This is a genomic window from Pedobacter glucosidilyticus DSM 23534 (genome assembly GCF_000425145.1).
GTDB lineage: Bacteria > Bacteroidota > Bacteroidia > Sphingobacteriales > Sphingobacteriaceae > Pseudopedobacter > Pseudopedobacter glucosidilyticus.
The window spans coordinates 221,441-237,367 of the sequence record NZ_AULF01000006.1 but is presented as its reverse complement, the minus strand read 5'-3'; the positions used below and the strand labels follow the sequence as shown (position 1 = coordinate 237,367).

15 protein-coding genes are annotated in these 15,927 nt (G+C 32.8%); 4 read left to right on the top strand and 11 right to left on the bottom strand.

Annotated elements, in window-relative coordinates; all coding sequences use genetic code 11:
* Positions 1-141 precede the first annotated feature (141 nt).
* From H510_RS20650 to H510_RS0102505, 6 genes are all read right to left on the bottom strand, one after another.
* Entirely contained in the window at positions 142-345 is a 204-nt protein-coding gene (locus tag H510_RS20650; RefSeq protein ID WP_425413790.1) for a hypothetical protein, read from the bottom strand.
* A gap of 175 nt (positions 346-520) precedes the next feature.
* Entirely contained in the window at positions 521-1,279 is a 759-nt protein-coding gene (locus H510_RS0102525) for a succinate dehydrogenase/fumarate reductase iron-sulfur subunit (protein ID WP_026902874.1), read from the bottom strand.
* 67 nt (positions 1,280-1,346) lie between these two features.
* A complete protein-coding gene (locus H510_RS0102520; protein ID WP_026902873.1) occupies positions 1,347-3,281 on the bottom strand; it encodes a fumarate reductase/succinate dehydrogenase flavoprotein subunit in 1,935 nt (644 codons plus the stop codon).
* Positions 3,282-3,329: 48 nt separating this feature from the next.
* A complete protein-coding gene (locus tag H510_RS0102515; RefSeq protein ID WP_026902872.1) occupies positions 3,330-4,097 on the bottom strand; it encodes a succinate dehydrogenase cytochrome b subunit in 768 nt (255 codons plus the stop codon).
* A gap of 231 nt (positions 4,098-4,328) precedes the next feature.
* Positions 4,329-4,976, bottom strand: a complete 648-nt coding sequence (pdeM, locus tag H510_RS0102510; RefSeq protein WP_026902871.1) for a ligase-associated DNA damage response endonuclease PdeM — start codon at positions 4,974-4,976, stop codon at positions 4,329-4,331.
* 69 nt (positions 4,977-5,045) lie between these two features.
* Positions 5,046-6,587, bottom strand: coding sequence for a Do family serine endopeptidase (locus H510_RS0102505; protein ID WP_026902870.1), 1,542 nt, complete (start codon positions 6,585-6,587; stop codon positions 5,046-5,048).
* A 189-nt stretch (positions 6,588-6,776) separates the two neighbouring features.
* On the opposite strand from H510_RS0102505, the gene dapF reads away from it, so the two are divergent.
* A complete protein-coding gene (gene dapF, locus H510_RS0102500) occupies positions 6,777-7,565 on the top strand; it encodes a diaminopimelate epimerase (RefSeq protein WP_026902869.1) in 789 nt (262 codons plus the stop codon).
* A gap of 11 nt (positions 7,566-7,576) precedes the next feature.
* Here dapF and H510_RS0102495 read toward each other — a convergent pair whose 3' ends face one another.
* The 3 genes from H510_RS0102495 to H510_RS0102485 form a co-directional block, all read right to left on the bottom strand.
* Complete coding sequence (locus H510_RS0102495; RefSeq protein WP_026902868.1) at positions 7,577-9,565, bottom strand: PAS domain S-box protein; 1,989 nt, start codon at positions 9,563-9,565, stop codon at positions 7,577-7,579.
* Between the two features lie 239 nt (positions 9,566-9,804).
* Positions 9,805-9,909 (bottom strand): class I SAM-dependent methyltransferase, encoded by a 105-nt coding sequence (locus H510_RS20725; RefSeq protein WP_155977779.1) that lies wholly within the window; start codon positions 9,907-9,909, stop codon positions 9,805-9,807.
* Between the two features lie 100 nt (positions 9,910-10,009).
* Entirely contained in the window at positions 10,010-10,444 is a 435-nt protein-coding gene (locus tag H510_RS0102485) for a nuclear transport factor 2 family protein (RefSeq protein WP_026902867.1), read from the bottom strand.
* 197 nt (positions 10,445-10,641) lie between these two features.
* On the opposite strand from H510_RS0102485, the gene H510_RS0102480 reads away from it, so the two are divergent.
* Positions 10,642-11,763: a PAS domain-containing sensor histidine kinase gene (locus tag H510_RS0102480; protein ID WP_081659169.1), complete on the top strand. Its 1,122-nt coding sequence runs from the start codon at positions 10,642-10,644 to the stop codon at positions 11,761-11,763.
* On the opposite strand, the gene H510_RS0102475 is transcribed toward H510_RS0102480, so the two are convergent.
* Positions 11,760-12,998, bottom strand: a complete 1,239-nt coding sequence (locus tag H510_RS0102475; protein WP_026902865.1) for an aspartyl protease family protein — start codon at positions 12,996-12,998, stop codon at positions 11,760-11,762. The two genes, H510_RS0102480 and H510_RS0102475, sit on opposite strands and share 4 nt — an antisense overlap.
* Positions 12,999-13,091: 93 nt before the next feature.
* Here H510_RS0102475 and H510_RS18100 point away from each other — a divergent pair, with 93 nt between their 5' ends.
* Both H510_RS18100 and H510_RS18095 read left to right on the top strand, forming a co-directional pair.
* Positions 13,092-14,423 (top strand): D-alanyl-D-alanine carboxypeptidase, encoded by a 1,332-nt coding sequence (locus tag H510_RS18100; RefSeq protein ID WP_051291012.1) that lies wholly within the window; start codon positions 13,092-13,094, stop codon positions 14,421-14,423.
* A gap of 1 nt (position 14,424) precedes the next feature.
* On the top strand, positions 14,425-14,949 hold the full coding sequence (locus H510_RS18095; RefSeq protein ID WP_051291011.1) for a histidine phosphatase family protein: 525 nt from the start codon (positions 14,425-14,427) through the stop codon (positions 14,947-14,949).
* Here H510_RS18095 and H510_RS0102460 read toward each other — a convergent pair.
* On the bottom strand, positions 14,946-15,893 hold the full coding sequence (locus H510_RS0102460; RefSeq protein ID WP_026902864.1) for a YihY/virulence factor BrkB family protein: 948 nt from the start codon (positions 15,891-15,893) through the stop codon (positions 14,946-14,948). The two genes, H510_RS18095 and H510_RS0102460, sit on opposite strands and share 4 nt — an antisense overlap.
* Positions 15,894-15,927 lie beyond the last annotated feature (34 nt).

Sequence of the window (15,927 nt, the reverse complement as noted above, 5' to 3'; positions counted from 1 at the left end):
CCCGAAACTCTACTTTAGACTGATCAGTTTATAGGGAGGAGGTCATGATAAATAAAAATCTATTTTTGATATGTACTAAAAATGGGGAGCCTACACTAAAATGTCTCATGTTTTAACAACATGTCCGTTTTTTTGATTTTTTTACCCACATCTTATTACCCTTTTTTTTTGAAGCTCATAAAGCTTCAAATTGATATAAATAACCTCTTTCCCCTTATTCTCAGAAGCTAAAACCCCTAAATCTTCCAAAGACTTCAAATAATTACCCGATGTTTTCCTGTTCAGATGCAGATTTTCCACCAAAAACTCAATCTTGCAGTATGGGTGGATAAAAAGCTGTTCTATAATAGATTAGTTGATTTTAGGATATTCTGATTAGCTAAACACCTTTGTTATCCTTAAAAAGGAAAGATATCTTTTATAAATAGTTTTTTATCCTAGTATATTTCAACAATTCTAAAAAACAAAAAAGGCCATCTTTCAAAAAAGACAGCCTTTCTATATAATAATTTATAAAAAATTATCCCTTAATAAACTCAGCATTAAAGTACTCTCTGTTCATACGAGCAATATTGGTTACTTTAATTTCTTTAGGGCATTGTGCTTCGCAAGCATACGTATTGGTACAGCTTCCAAAACCTTCATCATCCATTTGGTTTACCATTGCTTTAGCTCTCTGGTAACGCTCTGTTTGTCCTTGTGGTAACATCGCATATTGAGAAACTTTAGCAGAAACAAATAACATAGCTGAAGCGTTTTTACATGCCGCAACACAAGCCCCACAACCTATACAAGTTGCAGAGTTAAATGCTTCATCAGCAATAGTTTTAGGGATTAATATTTCGTTAGCATCTGGCACACCACCAGTACCTACAGAAACATATCCACCAGCTTGTTGTATTCTATCAAAAGCACTTCTATCAACAGCTAAATCCTTAACTACTGGAAACGCAGCAGCTCTCCAAGGCTCTATAACGATGGTTTCACCATCTTTAAAGCTACGCATGTGAAGCTGGCAAGTAGTGGTTGCTCTTTTAGGACCATGTGGTTCTCCATTAATCATTAAAGAGCACATACCACAAATACCTTCGCGGCAATCATGATCAAATTGAATTGGATCTTCTTGGGTTTTAACCAATTTCTCATTAACCACATCCAGCATTTCCAAGAAAGACATATCAGGAGATATTTCTTCTGCCTTATAGGTTACAAACTTTCCTGGGGTTTGACTATTTTTTTGACGCCAAACTTTTAACGTCAGGTTCATATGTCCACTCATATATTTTTAGTATTGAGTATCGAGTATTGAGTATTGAGACGCAAATCTCTTTACTCAATACGCTATACTATTTATAACTACGTTGTGTTAATTTAACATTCTCAAATACCAATTCTTCTTTATGAAGTTCTTCTGGTTGGTTCTTACCTTTATACTCCCATGCTGCTACATAAGCGTAATCATCATCGTTTCTTAAGGCTTCGCCTTCTGGTGTTTGGTATTCTTCTCTAAAGTGTCCACCGCAAGACTCGTTACGGTTCAAAGCATCGTCAACCATCAATTCTCCTAATTCTAAGAAATCGGCAACACGACCAGCTTTCTCTAAAGATTGGTTAACTTCTTCATTTTCACCTAAAACGATAGCATTTTTCCAGAAGTCTTCTCTTAAATCAGAAATAAGTTTTTTAGCTTTTTTCAAGCCTTCTTCACTTCTAGACATACCGCAGTATTCCCACATAATCTTTCCTAAATCTCTGTGGTATTCATCAACCGTTTTGTTTCCTTTTAAAGAAAGTAAAGTTTTAACGTTGTCTTCAACTTCTTTTCTTGTTTGCTCAAAAGCAGGATGGTTAGTGTTTACAGGAGCTGGTCCTATAGTTGCTAAATAATCACCCACAGTATAAGGAATTACAAAATAGCCATCCGCTAAACCCTGCATTAATGCTGATGCACCTAAACGGTTAGCACCGTGGTCAGAGAAGTTTGCCTCTCCTAAAGCGTATAAGCCCGGTACAGATGTCATTAAGTTATAATCAACCCAAAGACCACCCATAGTATAGTGTACTGCAGGGTAAATTCTCATAGGTTGCTCATACGGGTTCTCATCAGTAATTTGATAATACATATCAAATAAGTTTCCGTATTTAGCTGCTACCGTATCTTTTCCTAATCTATTGATAGAATCAGAGAAATCTAAAAATACGGCTAAGCCTGATTTTCCTACACCGCGGCCTTCATCACAAACTTGTTTAGCATTTCTTGAAGCCACATCACGTGGAACCAAGTTACCAAATGATGGATATTTACGCTCTAAGAAATAATCTCTGTCTTCTTCTTTAATATCTTTAGCTTTTATCTCTCCGTTACGTAATTTTTGAGATAAGTCTACTGTTTTAGGAACCCAAACCCTACCATCATTTCTTAACGACTCAGACATCAGCGTAAGCTTAGACTGGTGGTCGCCCGTTACCGGGATACAAGTTGGGTGAATTTGTGTATAGCAAGGGTTACCAAAGAATGCACCACGTTTGTGTGCTCTCCATGCTGCTGTAACGTTAGAACCCATGGCATTGGTTGATAAATAGAATACGTTTCCGTATCCACCAGTACATAAAAGTACTGCATGTGCTGCATGTGTTTCTATTTTACCGTTAACCAAATTACGAGTTACAATACCTTGTGCTTTACCATCTACCACAACTAAGTCTAGCATTTCTGAGCGGGTATACATCTTCACTTTACCCTCATTAATTTGACGGTTAAGCGCCGAGTACGCACCTAAAAGTAACTGCTGTCCGGTTTGTCCACGAGCGTAAAACGTTCTGGAAACTTGCGCTCCGCCAAAAGAACGGTTATCTAATAAACCACCATATTCACGAGCAAAAGGAACACCTTGAGCGACGCATTGGTCAATAATATTTACTGAAACTTCTGCTAAACGGTAAACGTTTGCTTCTCTAGCTCTGTAGTCTCCACCTTTAATGGTGTCGTAAAATAAACGGAAGACAGAGTCTCCATCATTACGGTAATTTTTTGCTGCGTTGATACCACCTTGAGCCGCAATAGAGTGTGCTCTTCTTGGACTATCTTGGAAACAAAAAGCTTTTACATTATAGCCTAACTCTGCCAATGAGGCAGCAGCTGATGCACCTGCTAAACCTGTACCTACTACTATGATATCGTATTTACGTTTGTTTGCAGGGTTTACCAGTTTTAGATTGAATTTGTGTTTACTCCACTTTTCGGCCAAAGGACCTTCTGGAATTTTTGCATCTAACTTCATCTTTATCTATTTTTTTCAGGAATATGTATGTATTCCTGTGTTATCTACTTATTTAAAAAAGAAATACAAAGGCATTGCAGCAAACCCTATTGGGACTAATACTGAAAACACCCAAACACCAAGAAAGTTTATCAATGGTCTATATTTACTGTGGTTCCACCCTAATGTTTGGAAAGCACTTTGGAAACCATGTAATAAGTGGAAAGCAAGTGCCGCCATAGCAACAATATATAATGCCACTATCCAAAGCTGTTGGAACGAAAAAGCAACTGCTTTGTATAAATCTTTCGCTTTAATAATTTGAACACCATCTTCTACGTAAGATACATGGCCAGTAAACTCAGCTTCAGTAAGCTCTTTAACTTGTGTAATGCCTGTGTTTAAGTCTGTACGGTACTCTATATAAGGTGTAGTACCCCAGTGGTAATTATACCAGAAATTACTCATGTGCACCACTATGAAAATAAAAATCATTGTACCCAAAATACCCATGTTTCTAGATGACCATATACTGCCATTACCAGCTTTTTTTGCATAAGGAACAGGACGAGCAGCTTTGTTTTTTTGTGTTAAAATGATGGCCCAAATGGTGTGTACCAAAATAGAAAGATAAAGTAAGTACGATACAACCTTTATCGGGGCGAAATTTGTCATGAAATAAGCGTATTCATTAAATGCTAATCCGGCATCGTCTTTAAATAATTGAAAATTTCCAATTAAGTGGATAATGAGGAAAGAACATAGAAATAAACCGGTTAAACACATGATCAGTTTCTTCCCTAAGGTTGAGGAAAAAGTTTTAGAAAAATTGCTCATTATATTGTATTTAAGGTTTTTTGTTTGCAAAAGTATTTATTAAATGCTGAAAATTAGAAATGGTTTTGACTATTTAAAATGCAAATACTTATTTAGAACCATTCTAATTTTTTTTATTTATAGCAATGTAAATAATTCATTAAAAATAGGTCTTACTAAAATTATCCATAATTAAACAGTTAAATATTTGATAAATTGTTAAAGGCAAACGTGTGTACTAAAAATATTGTTTTATACCTTAAAGATTTTTGAGCCTCCTATAGCAAAAATTTGTGCTTCTTCGCTCTTTTTTAAAGTATATCTTCCAGTAAACTTACCAAATGCAGGCAAAATACCCTCGTTTTCCTTGAAATAGAAACAAGGTAGACTTATTTTTTGTTTTCCTTTACCTGAAATGGTGATTCCTGGGTGTAGATGTCCATAAAGTATAAATTTGTTGGTTTTTTCCTTAGGTAAATCATGTAAGAATAGTAAAAAACCTAGGTTATACTCTTTAACTACTGTAATATCAAGTTGTTTATATAAAGTATCTGGTAAAATATCATGATTTCCTTTTACTAAAATTAAGTTTATGTTGGGATGTAGCTCTCGCCAAAGCTGAAACCATTCCCAATCCTGATTAAAATCGCTATGAAATAAATCGCCTAAAAAAATAATTGTTTCTGGCTGATGTTTATCTATCAAGTCTGATAAAGTTGCCAAATCTTCTTGCGCTAATTGCTTGGGTATTGGAATTCCCGATTTTCTAAAATGACCACCTTTACCTAAGTGCACATCGGCAAGTAATAGCGTTTTATATTCTGGTAATAAAATCGCTTTCTCGGGTAATAATATCAAATCTTCATTGGCGATTTTAACACTATAAAAATGGTTTGGCATAGGTACAAAAATAGCAAGTCCTGAAGAATTTCTTCAGGACTTGCTGTTATTAATATATGTTATCAAAAATTATTTTACTGGGAAAGTAAAGCGGAACTGACCGCCATCTGGGGTAATACCTTGGATAGATAGCATATTGTTTTTAGTAGCGCTTAATGCAGCGTTTACTTGGTCTGTATTATTTACGCCTCTACCATTAATGCCAGTAATAATGGTTCCTTTTGGTACCTCGTACATGTCAAAAGCTTTACCAGGGGCAACACTATTTACAATAACACCAGAGCTTACACCGTATTTTTTCTTATCAGCATCTTTTAAAGGCGAGAATGTTGCACCTAAAGTGTTCATAATTTCTGATGAAGCTACCGATGAATTATTGGATGCTAATTTGTTAGCTTCTGCACCTTTAAGGGTTAAATTAAAGGTTTTTAAATCTCCGTCTCTTAAAACAGTTAATTGTACTTTATCTCCAGGGCGCATTCTACCTATTTTTTCTTGCAACTCAGAAGAAGTGATAACATTATCTCCATTTAGTTTCTTGATGATGTCTCCTTTCTTAATACCGGCAGTGGCTGCTGCACCACCATCTACAGTAGATGATACATATAAACCATTTATTTCTTTAATTTTTAAACTTTCAGCAACATCAGCGTTAAGCTCTTGGAAAGTTACACCTATAAAGCCACGTTTAACTTCACCGTATTTGATAAAGTCGTCCATTACTTTTTTAGCTAAATTAACTGGGATGGCGAAACCATAACCTTCATATACCCCAGAACGTGATGCAATAGCAGAGTTGATACCAATAAGTTCGCCTTTAGCATTTACCAAAGCGCCACCGCTATTTCCTCTATTGATAACTGCATCTGTTTGGATAAATGACTCTATTGAAGAATTAACCGGAGGGTTTTCTGGATCATAATCTCTAGGATTAATTTGATCTTGAGCTAAAATTCCAATTGATCTTGCTTTAGCACTTACAATACCAGCTGTTACGGTTGATTCTAGTGTAAGCGGATAACCCACGGCTAATACCCATTCTCCTACTCTTACATCATCAGAGTTACCTAATTTAACAATAGGTAAATTATTAGCGTCAATTTTTATAAGGGCTAAATCTGTGTTTTTATCACGACCGATAACTTTAGCTTGTAAAACTCTTTTATCTGTTAAAATAACTTCTATTTTGTCTGCATCTTCTACCACGTGGTTATTGGTCATGATATAACCATCGCCGGTAACAATTACGCCCGAACCTTTACCCATAGCTGGGGTATTAGACTGTGGACGACTTCTTCTGCCAAAAAAATCTTCAAACATATCTCCAAACGGATCAGCGTAACCTCCTGATGAAGCCGAGCGGTTATAAGTAGTTCTTACGTGTACCACACCTGGTGAAACAGCCGCCGCTGCTTGTGTAAAATCTAATGCACCGGTTGAAGATATAATCTCTGAACTTGGGTTGTTTGCGAAATAAACTTTTTGTCTATCATCAAGACCCATGCCTTGGAAAGATTTATCTTCCAGTAATTTATAAGCACCTACAGCAATTGCTCCGCCAACAAAAGCTGTAAGGAGGCTCATCCCAATTTTCTTCATATTGTTTGTCATGCTTTCTAATTTTTGTCTATAACTTAATCCCAAAAATAATACCATTAAGACGTAGCTTGCAAGTATATGTTATCTGTTTTGATGTTAAAAAATGTTAAAACTTTAAATATAAATTATAAAAATTAACAATATTTTGGTTGTGAGCTATTGTTTGCACAACATTTATTATTTGCCGATGTTTGTGTAATCATGGAATTAAATTTTTATAAATACCAAGGTGCCGGAAATGATTTTGTTATGGTAGATAACAGAAAAATGGGCTTTAATCATCATCATCCGGCATTATTAGCTAAAATATGCGATAGAAGGTTTGGTGTTGGTGCAGATGGTATTATGTTCCTTGAAGAAAAGGAGGGTTATGATTTTGAGATGGTTTATTATAATGCCGATGGCCAGCCAAGTAGTATGTGTGGTAACGGTGGTAGATGCATTGTTGCATTTGCTAAATTTTTAGAAATTATTAATCAAGAGACTGATTTTTTGGCAGTTGATGGGCCTCATTATGCAAAAATTTCAGAAGAAGGAGATTGGGTAAGCTTACAAATGATTGATGTTGATGTCATAAAAATGGATGGAGATGATTATGTTATAAACACAGGATCTCCGCATTTTGTACGTTTAGAAACATCAGACATATCTAAAAAAAATGTTTTTGAGGAAGGTAGAAACATCCGCTACAACGAAACTTACCACAAAGAGGGCATTAATGTAAATTTTGTTGAGGATAAACAAGACCACTTGTTTGTAAGAACTTATGAAAGAGGTGTGGAGGATGAAACTTATGCTTGTGGAACTGGTGTTACAGCTGTTGCATTAGCTATGGCTAAACACAAAGGTTTAAGCGGCCATATCTCAACACCCATCAAAGTATTAGGTGGAGATTTAACCATCAAATTTGATTATGATGGAGTGCATTATCGTAACATATTTTTAGAAGGCCCTGCAAAGCAAGTTTTTAAAGGCTTAATAAAGCTTTGATACTCTCAAATTTAATCTTCTTTAAATTCTGTAATATGTATGGCGTTTTTAATAGCTAAGTCTAATTCTTGACTGCATTTTTCCAGCAATTTTAAAAGATGCTTATTTACAGACTCTGAGTTTTCATATTGTAGCAATTCTATAATACCGAGAACAGATGCTAAAGGTTTTCTAACTTGATGAGCATTAAACCAAGCTGTTTTTTTAAGAATTTCATTTTGCTCCTTAATTTTTGCTTCTCTAATTTTTCTTTCTGTAATCTCACTTTCAATAGCTATATAACCAATATGATTATTTTGGTCGTCAAAAATTGGTCCTCCATCTATTTGCAACCAATATTTTCTGCCTGTTTTAGAAAAATTGGCTACTTCAACGTTAAAGAATTCTTTATTTTTTAATGCCTTATTTAATTTATCTACTGCTTCTTGACTTTCTTCGGGATAGAGAATAAAATCCCAAGGTCTTTTGCCTAAAATTTCACTTTCTTGATATCCGGTAAGTTCTATAAATGCAGCATTTACCCATTCTATTTTTCCTTCAACATCTGTAATAACAATAAGGCTTTTTACTTTGCGTACAATTTCTTCTAGGCGTTTATTTTTTCTATTTACAAAAGTAATTTCTTCTATATCTTGTATAGAGCCTATAACCTTTTCTAAAATACCTGCTGAATTATATTTTAAAATTGATTGGTCGTAAATAAGTTTAAAATCTCCATTAATAGTCTTAAACCTGTACTTTCTTTTAATTGTTTGATACTTTTGTTCTACGGCTTCTCTAAAAATGGTATCGTTTTCAATAAAATCAGATGGGTGCATACGCTCTACCCACCAAGACTCTGGGTGATTAGCTTCTTTTACACCATAACCCATAATAGAATTTATGTTGCCTGTTAATCTAATGCGGGCGTTTTTAATGTCCCATTCATAGAGAGCATCATTGGTTAATAATGCGAGTTGCTCAAAACGTTCAAGTGTTTTATGGATAAGTTGGTCTTTAAGGGTTATTTCGCTAACATCTTTTATATAACCTTCTACTGTAAATTTTTGCTTTTTAGGGTCTTTTAAAGTTCCAGCAAATAAAATATATCTTAACTCGTTTTCTTTTTTAAATCTTAAAGTACATTCATTAATGGTAAAGCCCATTTTAAAAGAGCGTAAAAAGTGCTCTAATTTATTTAGGTCTTCTTTAATGACACTATTTTTTAAAATATTAAGCGGAGAAACATTTTCTAAGTTTTGGATGTTAAGTAATTCAAAAAACCCTGTGCTGGGTTCTAAGCGTTCCGTTTCTAAATTAAACTCCCAGCCCGCAATTTGCGCTATCTTTTGTGTGTTAAAAAGTTTATTCTTATTATACTCTATTACTTCTAAACTTTGTAACAGCTTATTATTTTGGATTTCAAGTTGTTGCTGATGATGTTTAAGTTCCTCTTTGATTTTTAATTGCTCGGTAATATCTACAGCTAAAACCAAACGGGCTGATTTTCCTTTGTAATTAATCTCATACGCATGTACATTAACCTTTATTTGTTCGCCATTTTTTAAAATGTGTATCCAAGGCTCATCGTATGAAATTCTTTTTGGAGATGATAAAATATCACTTAACAATCTTTCTTTTTCAGTATCTGGTCTTATATCTAAAACTGTTTTTGATAAAAATTCTTGTTTGCTATAACCATAATTTTTTATTGCAGCTTTGTTAACCTCTATAAATCTTAAACTTTTTAAGTCGTAGATATACATGGGGTTAGGATTGGCATCAAACATATTACGATAATCCTTTTCAGACTTGCTTAGCTTATCAAAATATTTGTTGATAAGTTTATAAAGTAATAAGCTGGTTATGGTAACAAACAATAAGCCTTTAATGGTATTGGCCCAATTGTTATCGCATAGAACATGGTCTTTAAAAAAATAATCTAGTGCCCTATCACTAAAATATATCCATGAAATACCTAAGATAAAATAATATAGTGTTATTTTTTTTTGGCTATTCATGCTGTTTTCAAACTTTTTAAAAGAATAGCAAAAGGTACTAATAATTATTTTACTTATAACTTATTAAGGCTAAAGGATAATAAAAAAAAAGAGTCGCTCTAAACTGGATGAACGACTCTTAAACCTAAACAAATTTTGTGATACTGAAGGTATCAGGACCTAAACTGATGTAAATGTAAAGGCTAAATATTATTTTAACATTAACTTATGATGATTTTAAATACATTCCCAAACACTATCTACAAACCATTTTTTATCATCAAAAAGTGTTTAACAGGTTTAAAACCAGCTTTTTTAGCCATATTTTCTGTTTCTTCAAGATGGTATTTTTGAGATATTTCCATCGCAATGTATTCATAATCATCATGTAAGTATTATAAAAACAAAAAATCCCAGACTCTTTTGTAAGCCTAGGATTTACACACATCTTTTTTATTACTATTATTATTTGAATACAGAATTTACTTCTGTAATTTTCCAAGAGTCTTTAATTTTTGATAAGCTAACAATGTTTTCTCTGGTAAAATTTTCATAGTGCATACTTACCGTTACTAGGGCATAATTATCACTTGCAGTAATTATTTTATAACTAATCTTACAATTTTGAGTAGCAGCATTATTTTTATTATTGTTAAATTTTAACTCATCTGCTTTATAATGTGTAACCGTATTGCCATTTCTATTGATGTTAAATTTAGCGTCATAAGCAATTATAGAAGCATAATCTGCATGATAGCCAGATTTTAATACTTCGATATAAGTTCCGATACTAAAGCTCATGCTTTTTTTATCGATGTTTTTCTCATCTGCCATTACAGTGCTTGATACACTCAAAAGAACAAAACAAACAATTGCGGTTAAAAAGTTTTTAGTTTTCATGATTTAATTTTTTTAAGGTTAATTTTTAAGTTTTATATTTCTAAGACTGTGGCTTAGAGAGGAATGTTACAGTTAAAATGAAATTTTTTTTAAAAACCACTACTTTTAAAAGTAACTGAGGATAATTTTTAAAAATTTTTGCTTAAAACACCTGCTATAAATTATATTTATTAAAATTTAAGTTAACACTTTTAATAATGGACGATGTAAATGCTCGGTTACAGGAAAGTATTGTTGAAATTAGTCGTAAGCAGTTTGAGAAATTTCTTCAATTAGAAACTTTTTTTAATTGCACACCAGATTTACTTTGTATTGCCGGTTTTGATGGCTATTTCAAAAGAATAAATCCGGCTGTGGCTAACTTATTAGAGTTTACAGAAGAAGAGTTATTACAACATCCTATACAAAGCTTTATTCATTCGGATGATAAGTTAATTACTAAAACAGAAAGAGATAAGCTAAAAGATGGTCAAAGGTTATTAAATTTTGAAAATAGGTATATTACCAAAACCGGAAAAATAATTTGGCTTTCCTGGACATCTATTTTAGCTAGTGATAAAAACCACATTTACGCCATTGCAAAAAATGTAACTACCAAAAAGAAATTAGAAGAAGAAAAAAATATTTTATTAAATGAGATTGCTAAAGCAAATCATGATTTAAAGCACTTTGCCAGAGCTACTTCGCATGATTTACGCTCACCAATTAATAATTTAATTGCTTTGTTTGAACTTTTGGATACAGAAAAAATTACGGATAATGAAACCAAACAATTTGTTCAAATCTTACAATCATCTACCTATCAATTAAAAACCACTTTTGATAATTATGTGGAAGACTTAAAATCAAAAGAGGGTCTTTTTGTTAGTAAAGAAACGCTTATGCTTGATGATGTTTTATCCAAAGTGTTAGATTCAGTACAACATTTATTAAATCAAGCACATGCAAAAGTTCTGATAAATTTTTCGGCTTTTTCTAACGTTTATTTTAATAAAACCTATTTAGAAAGCATTTTTTTAAACCTTATTACCAATGCTATAAAATATGCTAAAACAGATGGTTACCCGCAAATAAATATTTATACGCAAGTAGAAAATCAAATAAAACAAATCATCATTCAGGATAATGGAATTGGGTTTGATGCTGATAAAGTAAAAGATAAGATTTTTAGAATTCATCAAACCTTTCATAACCATCCTGATGCAAAGGGAATAGGTTTATATTTGGTACACACACATGTTTTAGAGATGGGTGCAAAAATAACTGTACATAGCGAGATTAATAGAGGCACCACTTTTAAAATACACTTAGGCAATTAAATTCTTCTTTTAAGCTCTATTATTTTTCGGTGATGTTCTTTATCTCTTACCACATCTAATAATACGCCACGCCCATTTCTAGATCTTAATACTTCGGTAATTTCATCTAAAGTCATGATGCTGGTGGGTTTAAAATTAATAGCAATAATTTCATCGCCTACCAAAAGTTCAGCATCAGAGGCTGGCGAGTTTTCATCAATTCTGTTAATGATATAACGGTTGTAAGCATCGCCAGCGGCAACAATGTCCATTCCGCTCATATCATGCTCTAAATCTGGAAAATTTTTGCTTATTTTCTTGAGATAGATATAGCCTTCATGATAATTAAAAATAACATTAAACTGCTTTAAAAACCTATTACCAATACTTCCGCTACGAGGTACAGTTAAAATTTTGGCCGCCACATCATTATAATGTGGAAATGAGGTAAGCAGGTTTTGAAAGATTAAACCCTCCAAATTAAATATGTTTACACGAGCAATAGAACCATTAATTTTGCCACCTAAACCTACTCCTAAAATAGTTTTTAAATGCTTATTTGGAATGGGAAAACTATAACCGTTTAATGATTCTAAAGCTAATGTATGCCCTGCACCACTATCAATAATTAATTTTAAAGGGTAAATAGTATCTAAAAGTTGGGCTTTTGCTTGGCAGTAAGGCTTATTTTGCTCTATGGTTATGGGTATTTTATAACCATTTTTAAGCTTAGGCTTAAATGTCTTTTGTTGTATAATTAGATATTTAGCTTGGTAATATATTTTAATGATAAAACTATTAAAAAAATCATAACCAATTAAACCATGTATGGGTACACCAGCATGTTGCGATAAATTAAGCAAATCTTTTTCTAGGATTGCTGCGCCCAAACTTTTAGCCTCTGTGTTGCCTATATTAACTTTTAAAGAAGGAGCTAAATAAGCAGATAGCTCTTCTATTTCTCCTAAACCAGATATTTTTATTTTTCTGAACGATTTAAGCCGAAGCGAGTCTTTTAAAACAGGATCTGTTATCACCATTAAACCCACACCAGAGTCTAATATAAAGTTAAATGGTCCTTTTTGGTTGATATAAGTTTTAACAACAATTAAGCCCCCAGCTTTAATAAAGAACAGTTGTTCCTTTTTTCTTTTACCTTTGAAACCAAATGCCTCATCAGCAAAATTTGGCTCGATAAATGAGAAAAAAGCAAGTATAAATATTACTAAAAGCCTTACGTTTAAAATGGATATCATCAGTAATAAGCAATTTAGTAATTAAAAACTAATGATAACAGATGTTGAGCCTTTAATATGCGATGTATTTTATCTCTAAATCTTCTTAAAAATATGATAAGATTTATATATATTTTTTTTCTATACGCTTTCATAACAGCTTGTACAGCTAAAAAATCTGTAACCACTATTAAACAACAAATAGATCATCAATTTGATTTACTTGCCCAGAAAAACCATCATATTGGCTTCTTACTAAAAGATTTAGAAAAAAATCAAGTTGTTTATGAGCTTAACGCCGATAAACCTTTTATAGCAGCATCTACCATTAAATTGCTTAATTTTTATACCGGACTGCATTTCATGGCAGACTCTGTACCAAGTTACCAATATATCATCAAAGGCGATTCTTTGATTATTTGGCCCATGGCCGACCCTACTTTCCTTAATACCGATTTTAAAGATCAACCGGCTTTTGATTTTCTAAAAAACTCAGGGAAAAATATTTATCTGGTAAGTGGCCGTTACAAAGGCGAAAAATTTGGTAAAGGGTGGTTTTGGGATGATTATAACGAAAGCTACCAAGCAGAAATTACCGACTTCCCGATGTATAAAAATACGGTTACATGTAGCCAAAATACCGATGGAACATTTAGCATGTCGCCAGACTTAGCTTCACTTTATTACAGCGAAAAGAGCGTTCATAAATCTTTAAAAAGCATCAAAAGAAACGCGTTTAATAATAATATTTTTGTTCCAGAGCAATTAAATCCGGGATATAAACAGCTTATTCCTATCAGCTTTAATAGTAATATAAAAGAAAGCTTGTTAACCGATACTTTGTTAGCTACAGGTTTAATCACATCTTCTGTTAGTACTTTACCGTGGAGACCAGTGCCTGCTAATGCTAAAATCATTTATAATACCCAAGCAGATATGGTTTATAAAAAAATGTTGCAAAACAGCGATAATTTTTTGGCAGAACAACTGCTATTAAATTATGCTACGCAACAACAACTAAATATGGATGCGAGTCTTATCATCCAAAAAGCACAACAAGAACTTTTTAATGATGTTGACAAAAACAGCTATCATTGGGTTGATGGTTCTGGCCTATCCAGACTTAATTTAATAAGCCCAAGCTTTGGCATTACTCTTCTTGAAAAGTTAAGACAACAAGTAAATAATGATGATAAACTTTTTGATTTATTAGCTGCCGGTAACAAAAGCGGAACATTAAAAAATATGTTTAAAACCAGCTCTAATAGCTTTGTTTATGCAAAATCAGGCAGTTTATCTAATAATTATAATTTAGTTGGGTATTTGGTGGGCAAATCAGGTAAAAAATACGCTTTCTCATATCTCAATAACAATTTTATTGCGCCAGTATCAGCCGTACGTATCAATGTTGAGCAACTTTTAACTTTTATACATCAAAACTACTAACATGAAAAGGTTTTTGTTTTTTATAAGTTGCTTATTAATGTTGCAGCAAGCTTTTGCACAACATAGCACCACAGTTTATTTGGTTAGACATGCAGAAAAGCAAACCCAAGATAGGAAGAATCAAGACCCATCTTTAAACCAATTAGGTAAACAAAGAGCAGAAGATTTAAAAACTTATCTGGCAAAAGAAAAAATCGGGCATATTTTTACAACTCCTTATAAAAGAAACCAAGAAACTGCAGCACCTTTAGCTAAACATTTAGATTTGGGTATCGAGTTTTACGAGGCACATGATACAGCTTTTTTAACCAAAAGAGTTAAGCAAGAATTGGTAGGTAAAAGGATATTAATTGTTGGCCATAGCAATACCGTTATTAAAATAGCCAAAGCTTTGGGTGCAAAATTATCTTTAAAAGAATTACAAGAAGAAGATTACGATTTCATTATTCAACTAAAAATTAAAGGAGATAAGGTAAAATCGCAAATCAAACATTTTGGTAAAGTACATCATAGCAGTAGTATTTAATTTTCCTCTTTAGGGATGTACTTTACATGCTGTTCTTCCTCTATCATTTTAATATAAACAGCATGTGATGATGGTTTTATCCTTTCGCCCTTTTCTTCAGCATAAACTTTGGTAAACTCGGCACCAAAAAATAAAATTGCTGCCGAATAGTAAACCCAAACAGCAATAACTACCAAAGTACCAGCCGCACCATAAACAGAGCCTACAGCTGTATATCCTATATAAAGTCTTATCAAGTATTCGCCTAACATAAAAAGTAAGGATGTAAAAATAGCTCCTGTTCTTACGCCTCTCCAAGGAATTTCTGCATCTGGCAAAACTTTATAAATAATGCTAAACAGGAAAACAAGTACTAGAAAAGTAATCATCAGATTAACAATATCAAATAAAAATAAAATGTCCTGTGGTAAATGGTTACTTAAAACGGCACTTACAGCAGACACCATACCATTAATAATTAGTGAAACAATGAGTAAAAAGCCCAAGCTACCCACCATAGATAGCGATAAAAATCTGTCTTTTAATAATTTAAGCCAGCCTTTTTTTGGTACAGCTTTTACTTTCCATATTTGATTGATAGAATCTTGTATTTCTATAAAAATACCGGTAGCACCTATTAGTAAAGTAATAACACCAATAATAATGGCAACTAAACTATCTCCTGAGAGGGCAAGATTTTTTAAAAGGGATTGAACTTGTAAAGCGGCTTGGTTACCAATAAAACCTTGAATTTCTTCAAATACTTTATCTTGTAAAACCTGTTTCTCCTGGTAAAAAAAGCCAGCTACTGAAAGTAAAACAACCAGCATAGGGCCTAAAGAAAATATGGTATAATAAGATAAAGATGCACTAAGTTTTAAGCCTTTATCAGCCATAAAAGCATTAAAACTTTTGATAATGATTTTAAAAATAAATTTAGCTTTAATAGTAATTTTCATCATCATTTATCATTTTTTTAAATGATTACAAAAAATAAGC